Origin of the sequence: Rugamonas aquatica, from assembly GCF_009380215.1 — a bacterium.
Taxonomy (GTDB): domain Bacteria; phylum Pseudomonadota; class Gammaproteobacteria; order Burkholderiales; family Burkholderiaceae_D; genus Rugamonas; species Rugamonas aquatica_B.
This window is the reverse complement of the sequence record NZ_WHUG01000001.1, coordinates 57,676-83,176: the sequence shown is the minus strand read 5'-3', so window position 1 is coordinate 83,176 and position 25,501 is coordinate 57,676. Positions and strand designations below refer to the sequence as shown.

The window sequence follows — 25,501 nt, the reverse complement described above, 5'->3', positions numbered from 1 at the left end:
TCAGCTAAACAAACGCAGCGCGCGAATCGAACCTGCCGGAATATCGGCGTCGTTCATCTCGGCGTAGAAGTCCTGTACCTGGCCGGCGATCTCCGACAAGGCGGTGTCCGACAACGGCTGGTTGTAATCGTCGACGATGGTCGCGTCCAGGCGGCCCACCAGCGATTTGGCGCAAGCGACCATGGCGCCGAAGCCGTCGCGGGCCGGAGCCACGCACGGCACATCCAGCAGCAAGGTCAGTCGCGGCGTGGTCTCTTCGGCCAGCGTGACATTGGTCGACAGCGAGAACAGATGACCGCCCTCACCGTCCGGCATCACGTAGCGGCCGTCGGGACGCACGTCGAAGCCCTGCTTCTCCAATGCGCCCAGCAGCGTGGAGATGGCCCACGGCGCGCCGTTGGTTTGCAGGTTGACGCCCAGTTGCGCGTCGTGGCCGGCGACGAAGCGGTGCAGGTTGCGCGCTTCGGCCATCACTTCGATCATGTCCGGGATTTCCGGCTCGGCGCCGATTTCATCGGCCATCGCGCGCAGGCGCGTGACCAGTTCCGAGTATTCCAGTTCATTCAGCGCGGTGCTGCGGCTGGCCAGCTGCACGCCGCCTTGCAGCTTGGTGTAGACGCCGCCGTGGACGATGGGCTCCCAGTCGCCGCTGACGGCCAGGCCGATGTAGTGCACCGGCTTGTTGCCGACCATGCGCAGCGTTTGCAGCACCGGCAGCAGCTTGTCGCCGCGCGCCGCGCCTTCCAGCGCCAGCGGCAGCAGGCAATCGATCAGCGGGTCGACCAGCGCGGTGGCCTGTTCGGCGGCCGGCGTCACGTTGTTGGCGCGGGGCGCGGCCGGCGGCGCGGCCGGGTCGGCGGCATCGGTTTCGAATTCGGCGGCGACCGCTCCCAACGCGGCGGCTGCGGCGGAGGCTTCGCCACCGGCCACGCCAGGCGCCGCGCTGTCGAGCGAGAAACTGGGTTCGTGGCGCGCGCCGGACGCAGGCGGCGTGTCGCCGGTCCGCATCAGCACATCGTCATGGTCGGTCGAGAAGGCGCGTTCGACGCTCTTCTTGGCCTTGTATTCCTGGATTTTGTTGTACGTGAAAACGCCGGCGACGAATACGCCGGCGATCCCGATCAAACTTATTTGAAAGTCGTTCATGCTGCTTGTGCCTCGGAAGCGAAGTTTGCGGCGGATTCCATATCCACCGCCACGATGCGCGATACGCCCTGCTCTTGCATCGTCACACCGATCAGTTGATTGGCCATCTCCATCGCAATCTTGTTGTGCGAGATGAAGAGGAATTGGGTCTGGTCAGACATGCGCTTGACCATCCGGCAGAATCGTTCGGTATTGGCGTCGTCCAGCGGTGCATCGACCTCGTCGAGCAGGCAGAACGGCGCCGGGTTAAGTCGGAACATCGAGAACACCAGCGCCGTTGCGGTCAGCGCTTTTTCACCGCCGGATAACAGGTGAATGGTGGCGTTCTTTTTGCCCGGCGGCTGGGCCATGACCTGCACGCCGGAGTCGAGAATTTCATCGCCGGTCATAATCAGCTTCGCCTGGCCGCCACCGAACAGGATCGGGAACAGTTCGGAGAAGTGACCGTTGACGCGGTCGAAAGTGTCTTGCAGCAGATCGCGCGTCTCTTTGTCGATGCGGGCGATCGCGTCTTCCAGCGTGTTGATCGCCTCGGTCAAGTCGGCGTTCTGCGCATCGAGGAAGTTCTTGCGTTCGGAAGCCGTCGCCAGCTCGTCCAGCGCCGCCAGGTTGACCGCGCCCAGCATCGAGATCGCATTGGTCAGGCGCGTGACTTCACCTTGCAGGTACGAGGCCTTCATATCGGGGTGCAGCTTCTCGGCCAGCGCCGCTTCGTCGGCCTGCACTTCGGCCAGCTGCGCGGCGAACTGCTCCTGGTTCAGGCGCGCCGCCTGTTCCTTCAGCTGCATCTCCATGATCTTGTCGCGCTGCGGTTGCAGCGCGCGCTCGGTCGACATGCGGCCTTCCTCGAACATGCGCAGCTGCTGCGTGATCTGGTCGAGTTCATGGCGCGCGTCGGACAGCGCTTTTTCCTGGCCGGTGCGGCGGTCCAGCAGATCCTGCAAGCCTTCGTTGGCCTGGCCGGATTCGAGATTGGCCAGTTCGGCCTGTCCAGCTTCCAGGCTTTGCGTGACCTGCGCTACCTGCGCGGTCGCGGTGGCGATCGAGCGGCGGAATTCTTCGATCTTGCTGCGCTGGGACTTCTCCGCGAACTGCGCTTCCTGCGCGCCGCGTTCCAGGTCGCGCAAGGCTTCGCGGGCGTCGGCGAGGCGTTGCTCTTTTTCGAGGAACAGCGTCTGGCCCTCTTCGTGGTCGCCCTGGAGATTGCCGAGTTCCATATCGAGCTGCTCGAACTTTTCCTCGGACTCCATCTTGATCTGCGTTTGCTCTTCTTCCTGCGCGGCGATTTCGGCCAGGTCGGTTTCGATCTGGTTGCTGCGCTGGTTGAAGCGCGCTTCGATCTCCGACAGCTTGACCACGTCCAGCTGCAAGGTGTGCACCGATTGCTGAAGGCTTTGAAGCTTGGCGCGGTACTCGGTCAGGCGGCGCGTCAACTCGGCGACGGCGGCATCGGCGCGCACCGAACGGGCGCGTGCCTCGTCGGCCAGCATCTGCTGCGCGCGCAGCTGCTTGGTGATGTTGTCGATTTCCTGCTGGCGGCCCAGCATGCCGTCCTGCTCCGAGTCGGCGGCGTAGAAACGCACGCTGCCCTGCGTGACGGCGTGGCCCTGGCGCGTGACGAAGCAGGCGCCGGCCGGCAGCCTGGCGCGCTCGGCGAAGGCTTCAGCCGTGTCCTCGGCGATGTAGACGTTGTGCAGCCAGTCTTGCAGCAGGCCGCGCAGGCCCGGGTCATTCAGCTTGAGCAGATTCAGGAACGGCTTCAGGCCCGCCACTTCCACCGGCGCAGGCGGCACGGCGGTGGACGGCGCAAACAGCGCCAGCTTGGCCGGCGGCGCATCGCTGAAGAAGGCCTTGGCCCATTCGATGTTCGACATCTGCAAAGCCGAGGTGCGCTCGCGCAGCACGGATTCCAGCGCGGTCTCCCAGCCGGATTCGATGTTCAGCTTTTGCCACAGGCGCGGCAGCGTATCCAGCTCGTGCTTTTGCAGCCATGGCGTGACTTTGCCCTGCGTCTGCACGCGTTCCTGCAACTGGCGCAGCGCGTTCAAGCGCGCTTCAAGTTGGGCGTTGGCGGCGGTTTCGGTGTTGACCTGCTGCTGCGCGGTCTGGCGTTCCTCGTCCAGGCGCGGTTGCTGCTCCAGCGCTTCTTCCAGCAGGAAGCCTTGTTCTTCCAGGGCTTGCTGTTTCTCTTCCAGTTGCAGACGCAGGTTGTTCAGGTGTGCGCTGTCCGGCAGATTGAGGCCGCTCTTTTCCTGTTGCAGGCGCTCGCGCCGCACGGCCAGGCCGTTGAGGATGTTGTTGGCGTTGCGCTGGTGCGCCGATTCCAGCTCCAGCTGCTGCTGTGCCTGCATGATGCGGGCGCGCGATTCCGTGCTCTTGCCTTGCGCCTCGCGCCACAGCTGCTCCAGCATCGGCAGCGACTCGGCTTTTTGCTCGGCCATCATCTGCGACTGTTCGACCTTGGCCGACAGCTCTTCCAGCGTGAACTCGGCTTCCTCGATCTGGCCGCCGTATTCGCTGGCCTGGTTCTGCCATTGGTCGCGCTGCGCGGTCAGCGCGGCCAGCTGCGCTTGCAGGCGGCTGCGCGATTCGATGACGAACTTGATCTGCGCTTCCAGGCTGCCGATTTCGGCATTGGTCTGGTACAGGCTGCCCTGCGCAGTGTGCAGGCGGTCGCCGGCCGAGAAGTGCGCCTGGCGCATCTGCTCCAGCGACAGCTCGACATTGCGCAGCTTGGCGGTCTGTTCTTCCAGGTCGTTCTGCGCCTGCTCCATCTCGCGGAAGTACTTCTTCTGCTCGTTCTCGGCTTCGATCTTGCGCAGCAGCCAAAGCAGCTTCTGCTTTTCTTCCTGGTCCGACTGCAGCTGGTGGAACTTGGTGGCGACGGCCGCCTGGCCTTCCAGCTTTTCCAGGTTGGAGTTCAGCTCGCGCAGGATGTCGTCCACGCGCAGCAGGTTCTCGCGGGTGTCGTGCAGGCGGTTTTCGGTTTCGCGGCGGCGTTCCTTGTACTTGGAAACGCCAGCGGCCTCCTCCAGGAACACGCGCAACTCTTCCGGCCGCGATTCGATGATGCGGCTAATCATGCCCTGGCCGATGATGGCGTAAGCGCGCGGGCCGAGGCCGGTGCCGAGGAAGATGTCCTGGATGTCGCGCCGGCGCACCGGCTGGCCGTTGATGTAGTAGGTCGAGGTGCCGTCGCGGGTCAGCGTGCGCTTGACGGCGATTTCGGCATACTGGCCCCACTGGCCGGAGGCCTTGCCGTCGTTGTTGTCGAACACCAGTTCAACCGACGAGCGCCCGGCCGGCTTGCGGAGGGTCGAGCCATTGAAAATAACGTCCTGCATGGACTCGCCGCGCAGCTCGGAAGCCTTGGATTCGCCCAGCACCCAGCGCACGGCGTCGATGATATTCGACTTGCCGCAACCGTTGGGCCCCACCACGCCAACCAACTGACCCGGTACCTGAAAATTGGTGGGATCAACGAAAGACTTAAATCCCGACAATTTGATGGAAGATAGACGCACGTTGTTATCTGGTGTGTGGGCTGGAAAAGTTCACAATAATACCATTTTGCGCATCAAATCAGGCCGAAAACGCGTCATGGCGGAGCGTGCGCCTATCGTAGCGGGGATTTGGGTGTGCGCCAAATGTCGCGGGTATAGGGCTTGTCGTGGCCGGACAGGTACAGGGCCGCCTCGGTGATCCACATTTCGGCCGGCACCGGCTCGACGCGCGGGGCGATCAACACGATCGGAATGCACAGCAACACCAGCAGCCGGCTCAGCGCCATGTGGCGTTCGGTGCTGGCATACCAGATGAACACCGCCGCCACCGCCAGGCCCAGCAGGCAACCGGTGACGACTTCGGACACCGAATGGGCCTGGACGTAGACGCGCGAAACGCCAATCATCATCGCCAGCTGGACGCCGGCGAAGGTGGCCAGCCAGCGCAGCGGCTGCGACGACGAGCGGAAGGCCAGGAAACAGGCGACGGGGAACACGGCGGCGGCACGCATGGCATGGCCGCTGATGCCGGAAAACTCGACCGATTCCACGCCGATGCCCCAACCAACGAAAGCCATCTTGGTGGCCACCACCAGCGTCATGCCGATGCCGAACAGCGCGCACCAGGCCGCCGTCAGGCGCCAGGATTTGCCAGCCAGCAGCCAAACGGCGATCGCCACGCCTATCGGCCCGGTCACCGCCAGACTTCCCGTAATACTCAATCCCTGCCACCACATCATCTAAAGCGCCCTGTCGTTGTTTTGCACCGCATCATTAAAACACATGCGGGCGCATTCTATCGAAAATTGCCGTGCAACAACAGCTCAGACTGAATCCGGCAGTGGCCGACGCGTCCCGGCGTGTCGTGGCATACTGTTGCTCATGCTCACCATTCTTGGAAAATCCTCGTCCATCAACGTCCGCAAAGTGCTGTGGACTTGCGCGGAAATCGGCCTGGACTATCGGCTGGAACAGTACGGCAGCGGCTTCCTGCCGACCGCCACGCCCGGCTTCCTGCGCATGAATCCCAACGGTATGGTGCCGGTCATCATCGACGACGGGCACAGCCTGTGGGAATCCAACACCATCTGCCGCTACCTGGCCGGCAAGCATGGCCGCAGCGACCTGCTGCCGTCCGAGCCGATGGCGCGGGCGCAGGTGGAAAAGTGGATGGACTGGCAGGCGACCGAGTTGAACAATGCCTGGCGTTACGCCTTCATGGCCCTGGTCCGGCAAAGTCCGGCACATGGCGATGCGGCGGCGCTGGCGGCCAGCGTGGCGGAATGGAACCGTCTGATGGCCATGCTGGACGCGCAGCTGGCGGCCGGCGGACCTTACGTCTGTGGCGAAACGCTGACCCTGGCCGATATCGTGCTCGGCTTGTCGGCCAACCGCTGGCGCGCGGCGCCGATGGCGCGGCCGGTGCTGGCGGCCGTCGACGCCTGGTTTTCCCGTTTGAGCGAGCGCGCAGGTTTTCGCACCCATGGCTGTAACGGCCTGCCCTGACAATCTTTTTGGAGTTTAGCAATGACTGTATCGACCTGGCTGTTGTTCTTATCGGTTTCCCTGGCGGCGGCGTTCAGCCCGGGGCCGGGTGTGCTGATGGCGATCTCGACCGCGACCACCATGGGCGCGAAGCGGGCTTTCTACAGTTCGGCGGGCAATGCGCTGGGCGTGTTCATCGTGGCGACGACGGCGGTGGCCGGCCTGGGCCTGCTGCTGAAGACGTCGGCGCTGGCGTTCGGCGCATTGAAGGTGGCTGGTGCGGCGTATCTGATTTACCTCGGCATCAAGGCCTGGCGCAGCGCGGGCCTGGTGACGGCAACCGCCGAAGCGGCCGCAACGGCTGAAGCGGCGCCGGGCGCGGCCGAGGCCAGCCGCTTCGCCACCTTCCGCAGCGGCTTGCTGGTGGCGGTGTCCAATCCGAAGGCGATCCTGTTCTTCACCGCCGTGTTCCCGCAATTCATGCCGCCGGACCACGTGGACCCGGTGCGCTTCCTGCTGCTGACTTCGACGTTCACCAGCTGCACCTTGCTGTCGCACTTCTTCTACGTGGCGTGCGCGTCGTGGCTGAAGCGCAGCGTCAAGCAGAGCATCGCCCGCACCCGCCTGGCCAAACGCACCACCGGCGTGATCTTCGTCGGCATGGGCGGCGCCTTGCTGACGTTGACGAACTCGAAGTAACTGTAACGAAGGCCTAGCCAAACGCCGAGGCTGGCGGGTCGATGGAGGCGTCGTTATCGGCGTTGCGGGCCAGGGCTTGCGACAGGGCGACGGCGACCACGCCTTCGCTGCGCACCACTTGCACGCTCTGCTCGCGGAAGCGTTGAGCCAGCTGTTCGCCGGACATGGAGAACGCCTCCTGCCGCGCCGCCGTCGAGAAGATGTACAGCGTGCGTAGCGGACTGATCCAGGCTAGCTTGACCTTGCGGCTGCTACCATCCTCCTGCTCGAATTCCAGCCACATGCCACGCGTCAGACTGTCGACTTCGATGGCGGCCTCTTCCTCTTGCGGATCGACTTGCTGCAATGCGCGCGCCTCGGCTTCCGCTTGGGCGGCGGCTTCGGCTTTCGCTTGCAGTTCCAGGCGCCGTTCGGCGGCCTGCTGCGCCACCTGCATCGATATCTCCAGCTGACGCTCCGGCGACATCTCCAGCGGCGCACGCACGATGGACGCGTGGCACTCCGCCAGCTCGGCAAAGAATTGCAGGCGGTCGGCATCCTGCCACTTGATGATGTCCAGCCATTTGTTCAGCGTGCTCAGCAGCACCGGCAGCTTGGCGATCAACTGCTTGCGGTCGTCTGCGTTGAGCTTGGGGCGTACGCTCCAGATCAAATCGTCCATCGTCTTGGTGGCGTTGTTGACGGCGCCCGGCTTGTCATCCTCGATGCTGTAGGCGATGGTCAGCACGGACACCCAGCGCTGTTCGAGGAAGGCTTCAACCACGGCGATCACTTCGCCGGTGCCGATGCGCAGGGCGACGGCGTTCCGCGCCAGCTTGCCCGATTCGGCCATCTTCTCCTGCTTCAGCGCGGCGGCGACCGGCTCGGCGATGGCGGCCGCGGCGGCGCGCTCTTCGGCCTGGATCGAGGCTTCCAGTTCGTTGACCGCTTCGGTGAACACCGACAGCTCGTGATCGTAGTCGCGGCCGACGCGGTCGACGCTGCGCTGCATGGCCTGGAACAGCGGATCTTCCGGCCCCTTGCGCTGCTCCCAACCCATGCGCGACAGCAGGTCGATCAGGCGGCGCGCTGGATGGGCTTCCTGGAAGAAGAAGTTTTTATCGACCAGCGCCGCCTTCAAAACCGGGATTTGCAGGAAGCGGATCAGGTCGCGGATTTCCTGCGAGATGTTCTGGTCGCGGAAGACGGTGTCGAAGATCGCCGACAGCAAGTCGATGGTGCTCTCGTCGGTGCGCGACAGGCTGCCTTGCGGCATGCTGGCTTTGATGTTGGGCAGATAGAAGACGTTGCCGCCAGCCGCGCCTGCCGTTGCGGAGGATGCGGTGCCATCGGCGGCATGTGAGGACGGCAGCGGTGCAGCGCCGGCCACCGCGCCGAGCGTGCCGATAGATTCGTAAGGCACCGCTTTTTGCAGCTGCGCCAGATACGCCAGCAGCGGCTGCTTGGCGCCGATCTGCGACAGGCGCTGCGCGTCTTCGTTGCTCAAGGCGCCAGGCACCAAGCCTTGCGCCGGTCCCTGCACCCAGACGCCGGCCGTCCCCGGCACCGGCCCGGCCGGCATGAATCCGCCTGCGGCGACGGCCGGCACGCCGGCTGCGCCAGCGGCAAAACCGGCGGCCATCAACACACCTGCGCCGGATGAGCCAACGGCATGCGGCACCGCGCCGTGCGGGACTGCGGCCTGGGCGGGGCCAGTACCGGCACCGCCCTGCTCGCCAGCCTTCGGCACCCACACCGCGCCGGAATTCAGCGCCGACATCGGCAAATCGGGAATGCTCAAATCCACACCCTGCATCAGGCCATCGGCAATGTTGTCGACGATCTCGCCAGCAACCGAACCCGCCACATCGCTGGATGCGAAGAACTGCCGCAACTGCTGCGCCAGCGCCGCCTGGTTGCCGCGCACGCGCGACGGCGCTGCAGCCTTGGGCTTGTCCGCCTTGCGGCCCTGGTAGCCATCGACCGAGCCGGGCAACACGCCCTTGCTCTGCAAGGCCAGGTTCAACGCGTCGAGCATCGGCCCAAGCTCGATGAACATGCCCGGCTTGATTAAAGGCTGCAACAACGGCGCGGCATCGGCCTCGGTGTCGAACTCAACCCAGGCCTGCTGCAAAGCCACCAAAAACACTTCGGGACGGAATGGATTCTGGCTGACGCGCAAGATGTCGCGATCCAGCAGGAAGGCCAGGCGCACGTTCAGCGTTTGCAGTTGATCGGAATACAGACTCTCGAACGGTTTGCTGACGCCGCCGAGCGCGACCTTGTTATCCATTTCTTCGAACGGCACCAGCGACAGCGGCTGCTCGCTCAAGCGCGGCGCGCCCTTGACCGTCGGCGACAGCTCGGCGATCTCGCGCCGCAACGCCTTCTCCAGCGTGCTGGAAGCCAGATGCAGGAAGGCGAAGTTGCGGTTACGCAGCTGATTGCCGGCGCGTATGCGCTGCTGCATGGAGCGCGGGTCGCCACCGGTGGCGTCGATCAGCGCGCCGGCCAGTTTGTTGGCCAGGTCCAGATACTGGTCGCCCGCATGCTTGGTGGCGATGCCGATCAATTCTTCCAACAAGGCATGCCGCGGCGAGACCGGCTTTTTCGGCGCTGCGGACGTTGTGGAAGTTGCAACCATGATGTTACCTGCTGTGATAGAAGAGTCTGTTTACGCCATTCTTGCACATTCTTTCCACAAGGCAATACCGGAAAGGAAAGACTGTGCAATATTTCGCGTATTTTTCTGTTTTCCCACAACTTTTATGGCATGAAACCCAGCATTGACGGGACGCAAAGGACAAGGTTGAAGTTTCCCTAACATAACAAATTCCTACCGCCGCCGCCGAGACCCCGCCATGAAATTCCTGCATAACCTGGAAACTTCCAGCAAGCTGCTGGCCGCCTTCGCCACCCTGATCGGCCTGACCGCGTTGCTGAGCCTGAGCGCCCTGGCGCGCATGAGCCGCATCGACGATGCCTCCTCTGAATTGTCCGGCAAATGGCTGACTCAGACTATAGCAGTGCTGTCACTACGCAACGATTTGCAGGAAGTTCGCAAGCTGGAACATGTGGTCCTGGCCGATAAAGACAGCATCGCCGATGCCGATCGAAAACTGGACGTAGCCTTCGCGGCCTTGCGCAGCAATGCCGGCCAGTTGACGCGCCTGCTGGCCGGGACGGCGGATCAATCCCTGGGCGCCGAACTACTGCGCCTGATTGGCGACTACGCAGCCGAGCATGACCGCATGATCGCCCTGGCCGCCAACGGCAAAATAGACGAAGCCAAACCGCTGCTGAAGGGCCGCTCGCAACTGGCGCTGGATGCGGTGAACGGCCAGCTGGACAAGCTGCTGTCAGCACAACTGGCCGGCAGTCAGCAGGCAGCGCGCACGGCCGACGAGCTGTACAACGGCTCCCGCTTGATTACGCTGAGCACGCTGGGCGTGGCCGTGTTCGGCGGCGCACTGCTGACGTTGTGGCTGGCTCGTTCGATCTCCACGCCGTTAAAGCGGGCGACGCAAGCGGCGCAGCGCATCGCCAATGGCGACCTCGGCACACGCATCGGCGACAGCGCCAACAACGAGACCGGCAAGCTGCTGCAAGCGATGCAGCACATGAACGACAGCCTGCTGCGCATGATAGGCCAGGTGCGGCAAGGCGCCCGCGCCATCGACGGCGCCGCGCGCGAGATCGCCGAGGGCAATCTGAACCTGTCGACCCGCACCGAGCAACAAGCCGCGTCGCTGGAGGAAACCGCATCGTCGATGGAGCAGCTGACAGCCACCGTCAAGCAAAACGCCGAGCACGCGATGCAGGCCAATCAGTTGGCGCTGTCGGCGTCCGCCGTGGCGCTGCGCGGCGGCGCCGACGTTGAGCAAGTGGTGGGCACGATGGCGTCCATCAACGACAGCTCGAAGAAGATCGCCGAGATCATCGGCGTGATTGACGGCATCGCTTTTCAGACCAACATCCTCGCGCTGAACGCGGCGGTGGAGGCGGCCCGCGCGGGCGAACAGGGACGGGGATTCGCCGTGGTGGCGTCCGAAGTGCGCAACCTGGCCCACCGCAGCGCGGCGGCCGCCCGCGAGATCAAGGAGCTGATCGCCGATTCGGTCGACAAGGTGGCGCTCGGCACGCAGCTGGCCGACCAGGCGCGCAATACGATGGACGAGGTGGTCGGCAGCGTCAAGCGTGTTACCGGATTGATCGGTGAGATCGCCGACGCCAGCGCCGAGCAGACCGCCGGACTGGAACAGGTCAACCAGGCGGTGGCGGAAATGGACCAGGCCACCCAGCAGAACGCGGCGCTGGTCGAACAGGCGGCTGCCGCAACAGCCGCGATGCAGGGGGAGACCGCCAAGCTGAACGACGCGGTCGGCATGTTTTCCGGGGATGGCGATGCGGCGGCGCAGACGCCCGCCCTCGCCCTCCCCCTTGTTGCCGAGCTCGCCGCACCGGCCAAGCATATGGCGCCTGCGGGCGGCAACGCCAGCACCGGACCAAGCGCGCCGGCATCGGCGCGACGCAACGCCGCGCCCGCCATTCGTCCGGCACCAGGCGGCAAGGAAGTTGAGTGGGAAGAGTTCTGAGGGGAGCAGCAAGGCATGCTCCTACATGCCACCAAGACGAATTCCGATAGCGACCAGCGTATCGAACACGCATCATTGCGATACCAAAAACGCACCGGAATGCAAGTAGCGGCGCGTTTTTGGCGAGCACGTTCTTTCACTTTCGCAAAGGAATAGACATGAACTCGAATCAAAAAGGCAGTGGCAGCAAACAGGGCCAGAGCCCCGGCAGCAGCAAGCAGTCGGGCGACCAGGGTTCGTCCGGCGGTACGCGCGGCAGCAGCAGCGGCACGCAGGGCGGCACCCATGAGCAGCATGTGGAGGCCGGCCGTCAAAGCCACAAAAACGATGGCAAGCAGTCGGGTAATAAAAACCGCTAGTTAGGCCAGCGCGGTCCCTGCGGCGTCATCCCCGGGCGCCGCAGCGCCGCAACGTCAGATGTTGGCCACCCGCTGTCCGCGCGGCGGCACGAAATCCTTCACCGCATTGACCATCCCCACCGTCAAGCCCTCGGCCGCCGTCAGGTGCAGGTCCGAGTATTCGTGCGTGCGCCAGTGCTCGTCGGTGAACTGCACGTGCTCGCGCAGGATCTGTTCGGTGCGGGCGTCATCGGCCTGCAAGCCTTCGACGATGATGCGCAGCGCGTCCGGACGGGCGCCGTGCGGCGCGCTGGCGTGCGATTTGTGCACCATGAAACGCGCCGTGTCGCTGGCGTAACGCTCTTCGCCAGCCAGGAACAGAATCACGGCAATCGAGGCCACCGCGCCGGCGTTGTAGGTGACGATCTTGATCGGCAACTTGCTCAGGTAGTTGTACAGGCAGATGCCGTCGCTGACATAGCCGCCGTTCGACTGGATCAGGATGTGAGCGGTGGTGATGCGGTCCTCCGTCATGTCGGCCACGGCGTCAAAGACGCGGCGAACCATGTCGCTGTTGACGTCGCCGGACAGGGTGAACCACGCATGGCCCTCGTAAGTAGTGGAATCTTGGCTCATAACTGGGCTCTCGAATAAGTATGATTTATTCTAGCAAATAGTTGTTTTTCAAGCCTTATTATTGCATTTCATTCGTGCGCGGGGGCGATGCCCCGGAAATCAGGGTTCAGATTGACAACAAGGTGCTTCTGACATATATTCCCGAGTCTTGATCGGGAGAGGGCAAACCAGCGTTGCCGCCGAAGGGGCACTACCCAAAAACTCTCAGGCAAAAGGACCGATCAAGGGACCAGCGCGGCCGTATCAACGGGATGCCAACTGGACCAACTCTGGAGAGCGGTCGCGGCGCAAGCCGGCGGCCCACCGAAGGGGCGCACGGGAATCAGGAGCCCCCCTCCTCCCGTAATCTCTCAGGTACCAAGGACAGAGGGGTCTGCGATCATTGTGGAATCAGCTTTTGTTTAGCGTTTCCTTGTATGTTCTGTTAACCCCTATTCGATTTGGACCGAGGAATTATGACGCTCAAAGCCACCCCACTCAATAATGCCCACCGCGCCGCCGGCGCCAAGATGGTCGACTTCGGCGGTTGGGACATGCCGGTCAACTACGGCTCCCAGATCGAAGAACACAACGCCGTGCGCACCGACGTCGGCATGTTCGACGTCGCCCACATGTGCGTGGTCGACATCAAGGGCGACAATGTGCGCGGCTTCCTGCGCGGCCTGCTGGCCAACAACGTCGACAAGCTGCAGGTATCGGGCAAGGCGCTGTACTCGTGCATGCTGAACCCACAGGGCTTCGTCATCGACGACCTGATCGTCTACTTCATCAACGAGAGCTGGTTCCGCCTGGTGGTCAACGCCGGCACCGCCGAAAAAGACGTGGCCTGGATGCAGCAGCAGAACACCGCCACCAAGGCCGGCCTGACCATCACCCAGCGCCGCGACGGCGACACCGCTGAAGGCGCCCCGATGGCGCTGATCGCCGTGCAAGGTCCGAACGCCCGCGCCAAGGTGTGGGAAGTCATCCCTGAATCGAAAGAAGGCACGGCCGACATGAAGCCGTTCAACGTCGCCTTCGCGCAAAGCCCGACCTTCGGCGAGGCGATGATCGCCCGCACCGGCTACACCGGCGAAGACGGTTTTGAAATCGGCGTCGCCGCCGCACAGGCCGAGAACCTGTGGAACGCGCTGGTCGCCGCTGGCGTCAAGCCGGCAGGCCTGGGCGCGCGCGACACGCTGCGCCTGGAAGCCGGCATGAACCTGTACGGCCAGGACATGGACGAAACCGTCAACCCGCTGGACGCAGGCCTGGCATGGACCATCGACCTGGTGTCCGAGCGCGACTTCATCGGCAAATCGGCGCTGCAAGCGATGGGCCAGAACGCCCAGTTCGTGGGCCTGATCCTGCGCGAAAAAGGCGGCGTGCTGCGCGCCCACCAGAAGGTGGTTGTAGCGGGCACCGACGCCACCGGCGAGATCACCAGCGGCACCTTCAGCCCGTCGATGCAGCAGGCGATCGCGCTGGCGCGCGTGCCGAACGGCGTGGCCGTCGGCGACACCGTGCACGTCGAGATCCGCGACAAGAAACTGGCCGCGTCGGTGGTCAAGTTGCCGTTCGTGCGCAACGGTAAAATCCTGGCTGTTTAATTTTCGTATCACCTAACTACCCTTCTGGAGCCTTACATGAACATTCCTGCCGACCTGAAGTACACCGAATCCCACGAATGGGTACGCGCTGAAGCTGACGGCACCGTCACCGTCGGCATCACCGAGTTCGCACAGGATGCGCTGGGCGACATCGTCTTCGTCGAACTGCCGAAAGTGGGCGCAACCTTCGGCGCCGGCGACGACGCCGCCGTGGTGGAATCGGTCAAGGCAGCCAGCGACATCTACGCGCCGATCGCCGGTGAAGTAGTCGCCGTCAACGACGACGTGGTCAACGCGCCTGAATCGATCAACGCCGACGCCTACGCCAACTGGCTGTTCAAGATCAAGCCGGCCGACGCCGCCGCGATCAACGGCCTGCTGGACGCCGCCGCTTACGGCAAGACCACCGAAGCGTAATTCGCCGCAGTCATTCCCGCGCACGCGGGAATCCATGCTGAGCTGGCTCCGGCCACTCGGCATGGGTCCCCGCTTTCGCGGGGACGACGTATCGCACCACTCCTCATACTGCCCTCGCCCATATCATGACCCGCATCAGCCTGACCCAACTCGAAGCCCGCGACGCCTTCATCGCCCGCCACATCGGCCCTGACGCCGCAGAACAGGAAGCCATGCTGTCGGTACTCGGCTACGCCTCGCGCGCAGCCCTGATCGACGCACTGGTCCCATCCAACATCCGCAACAAAGGCGCACTGCCGCTGGGCGCGTACTCGCAGCCGATGCCGGAACAGGAAGCGCTGTCCAAGCTGAAGAAGATCGCCTCGAAGAACAAGGTGCTCAAGTCGCTGATCGGCCAGGGCTACTACAACACCGTCACGCCTGGCGTGGTGCTGCGTAACATCTTCGAAAACCCGGCCTGGTACACCGCCTACACCCCGTACCAGCCGGAGATCTCGCAAGGCCGCCTGGAAGCGATCCTGAACTTCCAGCAGACCATCACCGACCTGACCGGCATGGGCATCGCCAACGCGTCGATGCTGGACGAAGGCACCGCCGCCGCTGAAGCGATGACGCTGATCCAGCGCGTGGGCAAATCGAAATCGCTGACCTTCTACGTGGCCGACGACGTGCTGCCGCAAACCCGCGAAGTGGTCGAGACCCGCGCCAAGCCGCTGGGCATCGAAGTGAAGACCTTCCACCCGGCCGAACTGGCCGCCGTCGGCGACTGCTTCGGCGTGCTGCTGCAGTACCCGGGCGTGAACGGCGTGGTGCGCGACTACAAGGCCGGCGTTGAAGCGGTCAAGGCCAAGGGCGCGATGGTTGTCGTCGCCGCCGACCTGCTGGCGCTGACCATGCTGACGCCTCCAGGCGAATGGGGCGCGGACGTGGTGGTTGGTAACAGCCAGCGCTTCGGCGTACCGCTGGGCTTCGGCGGTCCGCACGCAGGCTACCTGTCGACCCGCGACGAATTCAAGCGCAGCATGTCCGGCCGTCTGGTCGGCGTCACCATCGACGCACAGGGCAACAAGGCTTACCGCCTGGCGCTGCAAACCCGCGAACAGCACATCCGCCGCGAAAAAGCCACCTCCAACATCTGCACCGCGCAGGTGCTGCTGGCGGTGATGGCGTCGATGTACGCCGTCTACCACGGCCCGAAAGGCCTGCTGCAGATCGCCCAGCGCGTGCACCGCTACACCGGCGTGCTGGCCGCTAACCTGAAGACGCTGGGTTACACCGTCACCAACGACACCTTCTTCGACACGCTGACCGTCGCCGTCAAGAGCGCCGAACAGCTGCATGCATCGGCCCACTCGCACGGCGTCAACCTGCGCGTGATCGACGCCACCCACGTCGGCGTATCGCTGGACGAAACCACCAGCCGCGAAGACATCGCGCTGCTGTGGACCGTGTTCGCCCACCCTGTCGGCGGCCCGGCCCACGGCCCGGACTTCGATGGCGTGGAAGCTGCCGTTGCACAGGCCTTCCCTGAGGCGCTGTCGCGCACCAGCGAGTACCTGAGCCACCCGGTCTTCAACCGCTACCACTCCGAAACCGAAATGCTGCGCTACCTGCGCAGCCTGGCGGACAAGGACCTGGCGCTGGACCGCACCATGATCCCGCTGGGTTCGTGCACCATGAAGCTGAACGCGACTTCGGAAATGATCCCGGTCACGTGGCCTGAGTTCTCCAACATCCACCCGTTCGCGCCGGACGCGCAGACCGTCGGCTACCGCGAAATGATCTCGCAGCTGGAAGAGATGCTGTGCGCGCTGACCGGTTACGCCGCTGTCTCGCTGCAGCCTAACGCCGGTTCGCAGGGCGAGTACGCCGGTCTGCTGGTGATCCAGGCTTACCACCAATCGCGCGGCGAAGGCCATCGCAACATCTGCCTGATTCCATCGTCGGCGCACGGCACCAACCCGGCATCGGCCAATATGGTCGGCATGCAGGTGGTCGTCACCGCTTGCGACGCCAGCGGCAACGTCGATCTGGCCGATCTGAAAGCCAAAGCTGAACTGCACTCGAAGAACCTGGCCTGCGTGATGGTGACTTACCCATCGACCCACGGCGTGTTCGAAGAAGGCATCCAGGAACTGTGCGAAATCATCCACGGCCACGGCGGCCAGGTCTACATCGACGGCGCCAACATGAACGCGCTGGTCGGCGTCGCGGCTCCGGGTTCGTTCGGCGGCGACGTCTCGCACCTGAACCTGCACAAGACCTTCTGCATTCCTCACGGTGGTGGCGGCCCAGGCGTCGGCCCTATCGGCGTGGGCGCGCACCTGGCGAAGTTCCTGCCTAACCAGCGTTCGAACGGCTACATCCGCGACAACGCCGGCATCGGTTCGGTCAGCGCCGCGCCGTACGGTTCGGCCAGCATCCTGCCGATTTCGTGGATGTACATCGCGATGATGGGCGCGGAAGGCCTGACCGCCGCGACCGAAACCGCGATCCTGAACGCCAACTACATCGCGCGCCGCCTGTCGCCGCACTTCCCTGTGCTGTACTCGGGCCACGACGGCCTGGTGGCGCATGAGTGCATCATCGACCTGCGTCCGCTGCAGGATGCCACCGGCATCAGCAACGAAGATGTGGCCAAGCGTTTGATGGACTTCGGCTTCCACGCGCCGACCATGAGCTTCCCGGTACCTGGCACGCTGATGATCGAGCCGACCGAAAGCGAATCGAAGGTCGAGATGGACCGCTTCATCGATGCGATGATCGCCATCCGCGGCGAGATCGCCAAGGTTGAAAGCGGCGAGTTCGATAAGCTGGACAACCCGCTGAAATTCGCGCCGCACACCGCCGAGGTGCTGACCGCCGACAAGTGGGAGCGCAAGTACAGCCGCGAAGTGGCGGCCTACCCTGTGCCGTCGCTGCGCAAGCAGAAGTACTGGCCGCCGGTCGGCCGCGCCGACAACGTCTACGGCGACCGCAACCTGTTCTGCGGCTGCGCGCCGATGAGCGACTACGAGTAAGCGTGTAAGTAACTGAGGGCTGCGCGGTTCGCCGCGCCGTCTGAAGAACGCAGGCGAACCACCCGGTTCGGCCTGCGTTTTTTTATGTCTGCGCCGCGCGCGCCAGTGCGATGCCGCCGATGATGAACAGCGCCAGCCAGGAGATGTGTCGCCCGCGCGTGAACACCAGCGGCAGCACGCCGGCGGCGATCAGCGTCCAGCCCAGCGTCTGCGCGGCAGTCGTCGCGGTCAGACGGCCCTGCGCCAGTTGGACCAGCAGCGCGGCGAAGCCCCACAGCGCGACGGTGGTTTCGTGCCACACGAAGCGCAGCGTGCCGATGGTGAAGGCGGTACCGCCCAGCAGCTGCGGCAGGTTATCGCGCCGGAACAGACGGATCAGGATGTAGCGCTCGCCGAGGATGGAGTGCGCGAGGCCGAGGGCGACGGCAAGCGAGGCGGCAAAATAAAGCAGCGGTGTCATGGGAATCCGGTCAGGTCGGTGCGACCGCTTCATTCTAGCCGATTTGGCAACTTGAATTTATGTTTGACTTCATTTCATATGTCAGATATTCTTTACACATGAAATCGAAAACGCCTACTCCCAGCGGAGATCAATTGTTGAGCATGCTCGCGGCGCTGTCCAACCCGCACCGCCTGCGCATCGTTGCGATGCTGAAGTCCGGCGGACGCAATTATGTCAGCCAGCTGGCGCGCGAGCTGGGCATCAGCCGGCCCTTGCTGCATCTGCACTTGCAGAAGCTGGAGGATGCCGGCCTGGTCGTCAGCCAGATGGAGCTGTCGCAGGATGGCAAGGCGCTGAACTATTTTGACGTAAGCAATTTCGACTTCGAACTGACTCCGGCCGTGATCGCCGAGGCGGTCAAGTCGCTGTCCAACAACCCTGAACAATAGAGGCAATTATGGCTGAGCATGTATATCTTTTGACGATCTGCCTCCCCCTGCTGGCGATCGTCATCATCGCGGCGATGCGGCATTTCTCCGCGATCCAGCAGGCCAAACTGCGCTTTGCCCACGAGGAAGCGTATCGCGTGATCGCCGAGAAGGCCGTCGCGGCGCACACCGAGGCTGCTGCCTCGCTGGCCTCGATGGATGCCACTTTGTCGGAGTTGAAATCGCGCGTGACGGCGATTGAAAAGATTCTGAAAGAAGTCGAGTAATCCCCTACCACCACCTGGAGCCACAAATGAACGAAGTTTCATTAGTACGTCTGTATATGCTGAGAGCCGTGTATCTGATTATCGCTGTGGGTCTGGGTCTGGTCATCTGGCCTGGCGTGATCCATCACGACAAGCCCTGGAGCCTGATGGGCGGCGTGGTCAATTGCATGCTGGCGGCGTTTGGCGTCTTGTGCGCGCTGGGTGTCCGCTATCCCTTGCAGATGCTGCCGGTGCTGCTGTGGGAACTGACGTGGAAAGTCATCTGGGCGCTGGTGGTCGCACTGCCGGCGTGGCGCTCCGGCACGCTGGACGAAGGCACGACCGAAATCCTCGTGCAGTGCCTGGTGGTGGTAATCATCCCGATCGCCATGCCCTGGGGCTACGTCTTCAAGAAATACCTGCGCCAATCCGGCGACCGCTGGTCGAGCGCACAGAAAGCCTAGTCAGTTCAATTGCGCACCGACGCCAGCCGCAGGCGCACCACACGCGGCGTGCCCGCCGGCAGTTTGGGTGGCGGTGGCTCCGCGCCCTCGTCCAGTTTGAACATCGCCACCGCCTCCGACAAGTTGACCGCCTGCCGCTGCAAGCTCGATGCCGCGCTGGCGGCCTGTTCGACCAGCGCCAGCTTCTGCTGCGTCACCTGATCCATCTCGACGATGGCCTGCTGCATGCCCTGCAAGCCCTGCGCCTGCTCCGCGCTGGCCGCGCTGACCTGGCCGATGATATCCCCCACCTGCTGCACCGACGCCACGATCTCCGCCATGCTGCTGCCGGCTTCCTCCACCGAACGGCTGCCGCCCTCGATCTCCGCCATCGACTCCGCGATCAGGGCCTTGATCTCCTGCGCCGCCACGGCCGAACGCTGCGCCAGTGCGCGCACCTCGCCCGCCACCTGCGCGAAGCCTTCGCCATGCTCGCCCGCGCGCGCCGCCTCCACCGCCGCGTTCAAGGCCAGCAGGTTGGTCTGGAAGGCGATGCCGTCCATCACGCTGACGATCTCCACCACCTTGCGCGAGCTGCCGCGTATCGCCGCCATCGTCACCACCAGCCGCTGCACCACGCTGCCGCCGCGCACCGCGAAATTGGTGGCGCAGCGCGCCAGCTGATTGGCGAGCTGCGCGTTGTTGGCCGTTTTGGTGACGGTGGCGCTCAACTCCTGCATCGAACTGCTGGCCTCTTCCAGCGTGCTGACCTGCGCCTCGGTGCGCTGCGTCAGGTCCACATTGCCCAGCGCGATCTCGCGCGACGCCGTGTCGATCGACTGCGCCGACGCCAGTATCGTCTTCAGCGTGGTGTTGAGATTGCGGATGCTGGTGTCCAGCGCGCGCGCCGTCTCGGCGATTTCGTCCTTGCCGTAGACGCGGTTCTTCACCGTCAGATTACCCTCGGCCAGATCGAGGGCGGCCGCGCCGATCTCGCCGACTTCCTTCAACAGCGCCCGCCGCACCGCCATCGTCACCAGCAGCGACAGCGTGATCGACAGCACCACCACCGACGGCATCACGGTCTGCAGGGTCTTGAACTCGGCCTCCGCGTCGCTGTAGGCCCGTGCGCTGAGCGACTGCTCCAGCCGCGACAACTCCTCCAGCCGCTTCGCCACCACGTCGAAACCCCGCTCGGCCTTGGACATGGCGTTGGTCGCCATCGACTGGTCGGCCATGCTCAACTCGATGACATCGGCAATCGACTTCACGTACAGGGCGTACGCCGCCTGCGACTGGGCGACGAAGCGACGCTCGGCCGGATTGTTCTGGGTCGCCATCTCCAGCTGCGCGAACTGGCGGTCCAGCGCAGCGTGGCGGGCGTGGATGTCGCGCACCAGCGCATCGATGCGCGGCGGCGAGAAGCTGGCGTTGATCCAGGTGAGCAGCTGGTAGATTTCGGTATGCGCGCGGTTGGCGCCGGCCACCAGGTCGGCCGCCGCCTTGAGCCGCACGGCGCGCTGCTGCACCATGTCTTCCAGCCGGTGGTGCTGCCGTACCAGCCCGACGAAGGCGCCCGCCGACAGCGCGATCAGCAGGATCAGCACCACGCCCGGCGCCAGCAGCAGCTTGGGGCCTATCCGCAGTTTGCTGAGCATGTCCACGGCTCAGTGCTTGTAGATGCCGGCTTCCAGCGCCACGTCGCCGACCCGCAGCACATAGGTGCTCTTGGCTTCCACCTTGCCGGTCTGCGGGTTGCGGAACTTGTAGTCGACCCAGCCATAGCCCTTGCCCCGGGCCAGCGCCAGCATCTCCTGGCGGAACGGCTTGCCATCGGCGTCCGGCACGTCCAGCAGGTTCTTGCCGATCAGCGCCGTGGTAGGATGGGCGATGGTGATGCCGTCCATGTCGCGCATCGCCAGGTACAGCGTGCCCTGGTTGAATTCCGGATCCTTGCGGTTGATGCGGACGATCATCTCGGCCTTGCCGTGCGCGCGCACGAACTGCGCGCCCTTCTCGGCCAGCGCGACCGCATCCTTTTCGTTGGGGGTGGCCTGGGCGTGCAGCGTGCAGCACAACAAAACGATACCGAATACAGCGCGCATGATTCCCTCCGGCAGGTAAGATGGTGTACTGTACGTCGCATGCAGCGGCGCAATCTTGCGTTTAGTCAACGGAGCACCATGAAAGCATCGATCAAAGCCGCGCTGATTTCGGCCCTGCTGTTCCCCGGATTGGGCCACCTGTTTTTACGGCGCGGCATGCGCGGCCTGTTGTTCATCGTGCCGACGCTGCTGGCGGCCGGCTACCTGCTGCGCGCCACGCTGGCGCTGGCCGCTACCCTGGTGGCCGACATCGAGAGCGGCAAGCTGCCGCTCGATCCTATCCTGATCCTCGAACGCGTGCACAGCTCCGGCATCGACAATCCCGCCACCAACGGCGCCGCATTGATCTGCATCGTTTGCTGGATCGGTTCCGTGGCCGATGCATTGTGGCTGGGGCGCCACCGCTAGCATCGCGCGCCGGCGTACAATCGGTCGGCACCCGCCGCTTTCCCTCACCAGAAAGGATACGCCATGCCCGCTGCCCCGCACGTCCGCCATGCCCTGCCCCTCCTGATCGCCATCCTGCTGGCCGGCTCCGCCCAGGCCCAGGCCTCCGGCATCCGCCGCACCGTGGTCCAGAAGGCCGACGTCTCGGTGCCGGGGCGCGAGGCCGTCGTCGCCCGGGTTGAACTCGACGCCGGCGCCACCGCCGGCCGCCACACGCATCCGGGCGACGAGATCAGCTACGTGCTGGAAGGCGAAGGCGAATTGCGCATCGACGGCGAAGACCCGCGCCGCGTCAAGGCCGGCGAATCCTTTGTCATCCCGGCCGGCACCATCCACGACGCGCTCAACGTCGGCAGCGGCACGCTCAAGCTGGTCGGCGTGTACGTGGTCGAAAAAGGCAAGCCGCTGGCCACGCCGGCCAAATAGTGTCATCACAGTTTCATCTGGCGGCGCTACAGTGGCGGCGCCACCATTGAATACTGACCGCCGATGACTTTTCCGCCTCCCCGGGCCGCCTTGTACGCGCTCGCATGCCTGCTGGCCTGCCCCGCCGCCCAAGCCGGCCGTCCGATGACGGTCGACGATGCCGCCATCGCCGCCCCCGGCCAATGCCAGCTGGAGACCTACGCGCTGCGCGCCGACGACCTGGCCGAATACTGGGCCACGCCGGCCTGCAACGTGGGCGGCAATTGGGAGCTGGCGTTCGGCGGCGCCTGGGCCGACGACACTTCCGGCCCGCACAGCCGCACCACGCATTACGGCCGCCTGCAGGCCAAGACCGTGTTCAAACCGTTGGAGACCGACGGCTGGGGTCTGGGCCTGGTGCTGGCCGACCAGTTCCGCGCAGGGCGAGGCGGAGATGGCGACCTGTCGATCAACGTGCCGTTCAGCGTATCGCTGCGCGGCGACGCGCTGCTGCTGCACTTCAACCTGGGCCTGATGCACCTCGAAAGCGTGCGCCGCCACTACGCCACCTGGGGCAGCGGCGCCCAGTTCAAGCTGGACGACCGCCACACGCTGACGGCCGAAGTGTACGGCCGCCAGCACAACGGCTCGCGCTACCAGTTCGGCATCGCCCGCGCACTGATTCCCGACCGTCTGCAAATCGACGCCACCTGGGGCCGCAGACTGGCGCGCGGCGCCGCCGAACCGGTGGTGACGTTGGGGCTGGTGTTCCAGTCCAACTAGCAGCCCTCAGGCCAGTAAGCGGCCCGCCGGCAGTACCGGCGGCAGTGTCATCAAGCGCTGCCAGCGCCACCGCAGCATCAACAGGCTGGCCAGCGCTATCGCCGCGCCGATGCAGAACAAAGGGAACGGCTGCACATGGCGCTCGACGCTAATCAGGATCAGGTAAGCCACGGTCGCCAGGAAGGTGCCGACCAGCGTCGCCATCTGCGACGGCGATGGCGGCAGCTCCGCATAATTGCGCAGCAGCGCACAGGAGAACGGCAGCAGCGCGGCCGACAGCACACAGGTCGACGCGTACAGCTGCGGCGCTCCTTGGATCAGCATGTCGAGACCCGCCGCACACAGCACCGCCACCAGCCACACGCGCATGAAGCGCTTCAGCAGGGCCGCCCCCATTACGCGGTTGAGCTGCGCAGCCGACGGCGCTGCCGGCGCAAGGCTGTAGATGGCCTGCTCGGCGCCGTGGCGGGTCGCGCCCTTCACCAGCTCGAATGCATACATCATCACGCCCACCAGTACGCAAGCCTGCATCATCGACGCACGCATCAAATCCCTCACCACAAACGTGTCGCTGCCCGAGCACAGCACCGCCAGCGTCGCCGCCAGTGTGACCAGCAGCGCGTAGGCGTGGTAGCCGCCTTCATGCGCCGCCGGCCCGAAGGTGTGCAGCAGCATACTGCCGGGCGCGGCGCCGCCCCGGCTATCGCGCCGCAGCGCGGAGCGGTAGCCCACGCGCAGCAGCATGCTCCAGCGGCTCCAGTTGCCGCTCTCGCCGCGCTTGGGCGCATCGCCCTGCAAGCGGCGCTGCAGCATGGCGTGGCGCGCATGCCAGGCCCAGTGGCTGTCGCCGCCGCGCGGGAATATCTGCTGCAATGCCGCGCCGCCCAACGCCGCCGCCGCCAGCAGGCCGATGCCGGCCAGCGCGGGTTCGCCCAGCGGGCCAATCACGTCCCACAGCGCGTGCAAGGGCTGCTGCAACACCGATACCGAGCCGAGGATCAGCAGCGACGGCAGGAAGGCCAGCGCCGAGTAGCGCTGCACGTACAGCATGTAGCAGAAAAAGAAGGCGGCGGCGACCAGCAGGTAGCCGAAATGACCGACCACCGCTGCCGCCAGGCCGGCCACCAGCATCACGCTGACGGCCCACACCACCGTGGTCAGCACGATCAGGCGACGCCGCAGCTGCGGCACCAGGCAGGCGTAGGCTGGATGGTTCTGCTGGACGGCGCTCTTCAGGAAGGAGCCGCACCACATCAGGATCAGGAAGGCAGGCGCTCCCGCCATGACTGCCCAGCCCACGTCGCGGCGGTCGATCATATTGGTCCCGATCGGCGTCAGCACGGCCAACGCCAGCACCAGCACCGTCATGCGCTTCATCATGCGGCTGGTGCAGCCGTCGCGCAGCACCTGCAGCAGCAACTGGGAGTAGGCTCCGCTCATTTCGTCACCTCGACAAACAGGTCTTCCAGGCTCAGGGTTTCCACGCGCAGATCGGGGCCGGCGCGCAGATCGGCGGCTTCCTGTCCGTTCAGCCGCGCCAGGATGCTGACGCCGCCGCTGCGGTCCTGCTGGCGGCGGATCTCGTCGCGGAACTGCAGGCGCGCCAGTGCCGCCGCCGTGCCGGTGATGCGGTGCGCGCTTTCCAGCAGCTCGTCCAGCGGCGCCTGCAGCGTGATCTTGCCGCCCTGGAGGAAGGCCACGTCCAGCGCCACCCGCTCCAGGTCCGACAGGATGTGGGTCGAGAAGATCACCGTCGTATCGCGCTCGATCACACCGTCCACCAGTTCGTGCAGGAAGTCGCGGCGGCCGACCGGATCGAGGCTGGCCACGGGTTCGTCCAGCACCAGCAAGGCCGGATCGTGCGCCAGCGCGCGGATGATGGACAGGCGCTGCTTCTCGCCGCCGGACAGGCGGCCGATCTGCGTGTGCCGCGCCTCGCCGGCGAAGCCCCAGCGCTCCAGCAGACCGGCTACCTTGTCGGCGTTCCAGCGCGGGTACAGGACCTTGAAGTAGTCCAGCATCTGCACCGGCGTGAGCCACTCGAACAGCTCCGACTTCTGCGGCACGTAGCCGATGGCCGCGCGCACCTGGTCGCCCAGCGCGGTGGCGGGCTGGCCGAACAGCGTGCTGGCGCCGCTGTCGGCTTCGCGCAGGCCAAGCAGGCATTCGAGCAGCGTGGACTTGCCGGCGCCGTTGCGGCCCAGCAGGCCGATCACCTTGCCCTGCGCGATATCCCAGTTCACACCCTGCAGCACCTGCTGGCTGCCGAAGGATTTATGCAGGTTGGCGATGTTGACGATCGATGGTTTCATGCTTGTTCCTTCAGGATTTTTTTGAACAGGGCGAGGACGGCGTCGGGATCGAGTTCCAGCTGGCGGGCTTCCACGGCGGCCCGCTCCAGCGTGGGCCGCAGCAGGGCTTCGCGTTCGTGGGCGCTGTGCGCATGCGCCCTGCGCTCGGCCACCAGCATGCCGATGCCGCGGCTGCGCGACAGCAGGCCTTCGGTTTCCATCATGTTGTAGGCCTTGGAGACGGTCATCGGATTGATGGCCAGCGCCAGCGCGACCTCGCGCACCGAGGGCAGCACATCGCCCGGCGCCAGCACGCGGGCCGCCACCAGGCGGCGGGTCTGCTCGATCAGCTGACGGTAGATCGGCTCGGCCGAACCGGTGGCGATCGAGTACAGCGAGGGGGTATGGGAAGTCATCGCCTTTTTGTATCAGTGTATTAGTTGACTAATACATTAATCCGCAAAACAGGCGTTGTCAAACAAAA

Annotated in this window: 24 protein-coding genes and 2 riboswitches; of the genes, 13 read left to right on the top strand and 11 right to left on the bottom strand. The window is 64.7% G+C overall.

Annotated elements, in window-relative coordinates; genetic code table 11:
- The 3 genes from GEV02_RS00425 to GEV02_RS00415 form a co-directional block, all read right to left on the bottom strand.
- On the bottom strand, window positions 1–1,146 hold the full coding sequence (locus GEV02_RS00425) for a cell division protein ZipA C-terminal FtsZ-binding domain-containing protein (protein ID WP_152836003.1): 1,146 nt from the start codon (window positions 1,144–1,146) through the stop codon (window positions 1–3).
- Window positions 1,143–4,670 carry a chromosome segregation protein SMC gene (smc, locus tag GEV02_RS00420; RefSeq protein WP_328595678.1) on the bottom strand — a complete coding sequence of 1,176 codons (3,528 nt, stop codon included), beginning with the start codon at window positions 4,668–4,670 and terminating at the stop codon, window positions 1,143–1,145. Before smc ends, GEV02_RS00425 begins: the two co-directional genes overlap by 4 nt.
- Before the next feature lie 92 nt (window positions 4,671–4,762).
- Window positions 4,763–5,389, bottom strand: coding sequence for a phosphatase PAP2 family protein (locus GEV02_RS00415; RefSeq protein WP_152836002.1), 627 nt, complete (start codon window positions 5,387–5,389; stop codon window positions 4,763–4,765).
- A 142-nt stretch (window positions 5,390–5,531) separates the two neighbouring features.
- Here GEV02_RS00415 and GEV02_RS00410 point away from each other — a divergent pair, with 142 nt between their 5' ends.
- The gene (locus GEV02_RS00410; RefSeq protein WP_152836001.1) at window positions 5,532–6,155 is read left to right on the top strand and encodes a glutathione S-transferase family protein; all 624 of its coding nucleotides are present in this window, start codon (window positions 5,532–5,534) and stop codon (window positions 6,153–6,155) included.
- 21 nt (window positions 6,156–6,176) lie between these two features.
- Window positions 6,177–6,833: a LysE family translocator gene (locus tag GEV02_RS00405; protein ID WP_152836000.1), complete on the top strand. Its 657-nt coding sequence runs from the start codon at window positions 6,177–6,179 to the stop codon at window positions 6,831–6,833.
- A gap of 13 nt (window positions 6,834–6,846) precedes the next feature.
- On the opposite strand, the gene GEV02_RS00400 is transcribed toward GEV02_RS00405, so the two are convergent.
- Entirely contained in the window at window positions 6,847–9,456 is a 2,610-nt protein-coding gene (locus tag GEV02_RS00400) for a DUF1631 family protein (RefSeq protein ID WP_152835999.1), read from the bottom strand.
- Between the two features lie 217 nt (window positions 9,457–9,673).
- Between GEV02_RS00400 and GEV02_RS33655 the strand changes: the two genes are divergently transcribed.
- Both GEV02_RS33655 and GEV02_RS00390 read left to right on the top strand, forming a co-directional pair.
- A complete protein-coding gene (locus GEV02_RS33655; RefSeq protein ID WP_152835998.1) occupies window positions 9,674–11,407 on the top strand; it encodes a methyl-accepting chemotaxis protein in 1,734 nt (577 codons plus the stop codon).
- A gap of 158 nt (window positions 11,408–11,565) precedes the next feature.
- Window positions 11,566–11,766, top strand: a complete 201-nt coding sequence (locus GEV02_RS00390) for a hypothetical protein (RefSeq protein WP_152835997.1) — start codon at window positions 11,566–11,568, stop codon at window positions 11,764–11,766.
- A gap of 54 nt (window positions 11,767–11,820) precedes the next feature.
- Here the strand turns inward: GEV02_RS00390 and GEV02_RS00385 are convergent, their stop codons facing one another.
- Window positions 11,821–12,381, bottom strand: coding sequence for an ATP-dependent Clp protease proteolytic subunit (locus GEV02_RS00385; protein ID WP_152835996.1), 561 nt, complete (start codon window positions 12,379–12,381; stop codon window positions 11,821–11,823).
- A 143-nt stretch (window positions 12,382–12,524) separates the two neighbouring features.
- A riboswitch (glycine riboswitch) is annotated at window positions 12,525–12,611 on the top strand.
- A 29-nt stretch (window positions 12,612–12,640) separates the two neighbouring features.
- A riboswitch (glycine riboswitch) is annotated at window positions 12,641–12,758 on the top strand.
- A 78-nt stretch (window positions 12,759–12,836) separates the two neighbouring features.
- Between GEV02_RS00385 and gcvT the strand changes: the two genes are divergently transcribed.
- The 3 genes from gcvT (at window position 12,837) to gcvP (ending at window position 17,407) form a co-directional block, all read left to right on the top strand.
- A complete protein-coding gene (gene gcvT / locus GEV02_RS00380) occupies window positions 12,837–13,970 on the top strand; it encodes a glycine cleavage system aminomethyltransferase GcvT (protein WP_152835995.1) in 1,134 nt (377 codons plus the stop codon).
- A 36-nt stretch (window positions 13,971–14,006) separates the two neighbouring features.
- Entirely contained in the window at window positions 14,007–14,387 is a 381-nt protein-coding gene (gene gcvH / locus GEV02_RS00375; protein WP_070271636.1) for a glycine cleavage system protein GcvH, read from the top strand.
- A 125-nt stretch (window positions 14,388–14,512) separates the two neighbouring features.
- The gene (gene gcvP / locus GEV02_RS00370) at window positions 14,513–17,407 is read left to right on the top strand and encodes an aminomethyl-transferring glycine dehydrogenase (protein ID WP_152835994.1); all 2,895 of its coding nucleotides are present in this window, start codon (window positions 14,513–14,515) and stop codon (window positions 17,405–17,407) included.
- 82 nt (window positions 17,408–17,489) lie between these two features.
- Here gcvP and GEV02_RS00365 read toward each other — a convergent pair whose 3' ends face one another.
- The gene (locus GEV02_RS00365) at window positions 17,490–17,867 is read right to left on the bottom strand and encodes a hypothetical protein (RefSeq protein ID WP_152835993.1); all 378 of its coding nucleotides are present in this window, start codon (window positions 17,865–17,867) and stop codon (window positions 17,490–17,492) included.
- A 143-nt stretch (window positions 17,868–18,010) separates the two neighbouring features.
- On the opposite strand from GEV02_RS00365, the gene GEV02_RS00360 reads away from it, so the two are divergent.
- The 3 genes from GEV02_RS00360 to GEV02_RS00350 are packed head-to-tail and all read left to right on the top strand — an operon-like array spanning window position 18,011 to window position 19,007.
- A complete protein-coding gene (locus GEV02_RS00360) occupies window positions 18,011–18,298 on the top strand; it encodes an ArsR/SmtB family transcription factor (RefSeq protein ID WP_229212341.1) in 288 nt (95 codons plus the stop codon).
- 8 nt (window positions 18,299–18,306) lie between these two features.
- Window positions 18,307–18,564 carry a hypothetical protein gene (locus tag GEV02_RS00355; RefSeq protein ID WP_070359953.1) on the top strand — a complete coding sequence of 86 codons (258 nt, stop codon included), beginning with the start codon at window positions 18,307–18,309 and terminating at the stop codon, window positions 18,562–18,564.
- Between the two features lie 26 nt (window positions 18,565–18,590).
- Window positions 18,591–19,007: a hypothetical protein gene (locus GEV02_RS00350; protein WP_152835992.1), complete on the top strand. Its 417-nt coding sequence runs from the start codon at window positions 18,591–18,593 to the stop codon at window positions 19,005–19,007.
- Between the two features lie 5 nt (window positions 19,008–19,012).
- On the opposite strand, the gene GEV02_RS00345 is transcribed toward GEV02_RS00350, so the two are convergent.
- Window positions 19,013–20,644: a methyl-accepting chemotaxis protein gene (locus GEV02_RS00345; protein ID WP_152835991.1), complete on the bottom strand. Its 1,632-nt coding sequence runs from the start codon at window positions 20,642–20,644 to the stop codon at window positions 19,013–19,015.
- 9 nt (window positions 20,645–20,653) lie between these two features.
- Complete coding sequence (locus tag GEV02_RS00340; RefSeq protein WP_152835990.1) at window positions 20,654–21,091, bottom strand: cache domain-containing protein; 438 nt, start codon at window positions 21,089–21,091, stop codon at window positions 20,654–20,656.
- 78 nt (window positions 21,092–21,169) lie between these two features.
- Here GEV02_RS00340 and GEV02_RS00335 point away from each other — a divergent pair, with 78 nt between their 5' ends.
- The 3 genes from GEV02_RS00335 (at window position 21,170) to GEV02_RS00325 (ending at window position 22,726) form a co-directional block, all read left to right on the top strand.
- Window positions 21,170–21,499 (top strand): DUF6677 family protein, encoded by a 330-nt coding sequence (locus GEV02_RS00335; RefSeq protein WP_152835989.1) that lies wholly within the window; start codon window positions 21,170–21,172, stop codon window positions 21,497–21,499.
- Between the two features lie 63 nt (window positions 21,500–21,562).
- On the top strand, window positions 21,563–21,964 hold the full coding sequence (locus tag GEV02_RS00330; RefSeq protein WP_152835988.1) for a cupin domain-containing protein: 402 nt from the start codon (window positions 21,563–21,565) through the stop codon (window positions 21,962–21,964).
- Between the two features lie 63 nt (window positions 21,965–22,027).
- Window positions 22,028–22,726 carry a hypothetical protein gene (locus GEV02_RS00325; protein ID WP_152835987.1) on the top strand — a complete coding sequence of 233 codons (699 nt, stop codon included), beginning with the start codon at window positions 22,028–22,030 and terminating at the stop codon, window positions 22,724–22,726.
- A 6-nt stretch (window positions 22,727–22,732) separates the two neighbouring features.
- Here GEV02_RS00325 and GEV02_RS00320 read toward each other — a convergent pair whose 3' ends face one another.
- Genes GEV02_RS00320 through GEV02_RS00310 form a run of 3 tightly spaced genes read right to left on the bottom strand, consistent with a single transcriptional unit; the run spans window position 22,733 to window position 25,433 of the window.
- Entirely contained in the window at window positions 22,733–24,166 is a 1,434-nt protein-coding gene (locus GEV02_RS00320) for a hypothetical protein (protein WP_152835986.1), read from the bottom strand.
- Entirely contained in the window at window positions 24,163–25,038 is an 876-nt protein-coding gene (locus GEV02_RS00315) for an ABC transporter ATP-binding protein (RefSeq protein ID WP_152835985.1), read from the bottom strand. Before GEV02_RS00315 ends, GEV02_RS00320 begins: the two co-directional genes overlap by 4 nt.
- Complete coding sequence (locus GEV02_RS00310; protein ID WP_152835984.1) at window positions 25,035–25,433, bottom strand: GntR family transcriptional regulator; 399 nt, start codon at window positions 25,431–25,433, stop codon at window positions 25,035–25,037. Before GEV02_RS00310 ends, GEV02_RS00315 begins: the two co-directional genes overlap by 4 nt.
- Window positions 25,434–25,501: the final 68 nt, after the last annotated feature.

What these genes read in the sequence shown, in the direction of transcription:
- GEV02_RS00425 (WP_152836003.1), bottom strand. Translation starts at nt 1,146, where the DNA reads ATGAACGACTTTCAAATAAGTTTGATCGGGATCGCCGGCGTATTCGTC.
- GEV02_RS00415 (WP_152836002.1), bottom strand. Translation starts at nt 5,389, where the DNA reads ATGATGTGGTGGCAGGGATTGAGTATTACGGGAAGTCTGGCGGTGACC.
- GEV02_RS00410 (WP_152836001.1), top strand. Translation starts at nt 5,532, where the DNA reads ATGCTCACCATTCTTGGAAAATCCTCGTCCATCAACGTCCGCAAAGTG.
- GEV02_RS00405 (WP_152836000.1), top strand. Translation starts at nt 6,177, where the DNA reads ATGACTGTATCGACCTGGCTGTTGTTCTTATCGGTTTCCCTGGCGGCG.
- GEV02_RS00400 (WP_152835999.1), bottom strand. Translation starts at nt 9,456, where the DNA reads ATGGTTGCAACTTCCACAACGTCCGCAGCGCCGAAAAAGCCGGTCTCG.
- GEV02_RS33655 (WP_152835998.1), top strand. Translation starts at nt 9,674, where the DNA reads ATGAAATTCCTGCATAACCTGGAAACTTCCAGCAAGCTGCTGGCCGCC.
- GEV02_RS00390 (WP_152835997.1), top strand. Translation starts at nt 11,566, where the DNA reads ATGAACTCGAATCAAAAAGGCAGTGGCAGCAAACAGGGCCAGAGCCCC.
- GEV02_RS00385 (WP_152835996.1), bottom strand. Translation starts at nt 12,381, where the DNA reads ATGAGCCAAGATTCCACTACTTACGAGGGCCATGCGTGGTTCACCCTG.
- gcvT (WP_152835995.1), top strand. Translation starts at nt 12,837, where the DNA reads ATGACGCTCAAAGCCACCCCACTCAATAATGCCCACCGCGCCGCCGGC.
- gcvH (WP_070271636.1), top strand. Translation starts at nt 14,007, where the DNA reads ATGAACATTCCTGCCGACCTGAAGTACACCGAATCCCACGAATGGGTA.
- gcvP (WP_152835994.1), top strand. Translation starts at nt 14,513, where the DNA reads ATGACCCGCATCAGCCTGACCCAACTCGAAGCCCGCGACGCCTTCATC.
- GEV02_RS00365 (WP_152835993.1), bottom strand. Translation starts at nt 17,867, where the DNA reads ATGACACCGCTGCTTTATTTTGCCGCCTCGCTTGCCGTCGCCCTCGGC.
- GEV02_RS00360 (WP_229212341.1), top strand. Translation starts at nt 18,011, where the DNA reads ATGCTCGCGGCGCTGTCCAACCCGCACCGCCTGCGCATCGTTGCGATG.
- GEV02_RS00355 (WP_070359953.1), top strand. Translation starts at nt 18,307, where the DNA reads ATGGCTGAGCATGTATATCTTTTGACGATCTGCCTCCCCCTGCTGGCG.
- GEV02_RS00350 (WP_152835992.1), top strand. Translation starts at nt 18,591, where the DNA reads ATGAACGAAGTTTCATTAGTACGTCTGTATATGCTGAGAGCCGTGTAT.
- GEV02_RS00345 (WP_152835991.1), bottom strand. Translation starts at nt 20,644, where the DNA reads ATGCTCAGCAAACTGCGGATAGGCCCCAAGCTGCTGCTGGCGCCGGGC.
- GEV02_RS00340 (WP_152835990.1), bottom strand. Translation starts at nt 21,091, where the DNA reads ATGCGCGCTGTATTCGGTATCGTTTTGTTGTGCTGCACGCTGCACGCC.
- GEV02_RS00335 (WP_152835989.1), top strand. Translation starts at nt 21,170, where the DNA reads ATGAAAGCATCGATCAAAGCCGCGCTGATTTCGGCCCTGCTGTTCCCC.
- GEV02_RS00330 (WP_152835988.1), top strand. Translation starts at nt 21,563, where the DNA reads ATGCCCGCTGCCCCGCACGTCCGCCATGCCCTGCCCCTCCTGATCGCC.
- GEV02_RS00325 (WP_152835987.1), top strand. Translation starts at nt 22,028, where the DNA reads ATGACTTTTCCGCCTCCCCGGGCCGCCTTGTACGCGCTCGCATGCCTG.
- GEV02_RS00320 (WP_152835986.1), bottom strand. Translation starts at nt 24,166, where the DNA reads ATGAGCGGAGCCTACTCCCAGTTGCTGCTGCAGGTGCTGCGCGACGGC.
- GEV02_RS00315 (WP_152835985.1), bottom strand. Translation starts at nt 25,038, where the DNA reads ATGAAACCATCGATCGTCAACATCGCCAACCTGCATAAATCCTTCGGC.
- GEV02_RS00310 (WP_152835984.1), bottom strand. Translation starts at nt 25,433, where the DNA reads ATGACTTCCCATACCCCCTCGCTGTACTCGATCGCCACCGGTTCGGCC.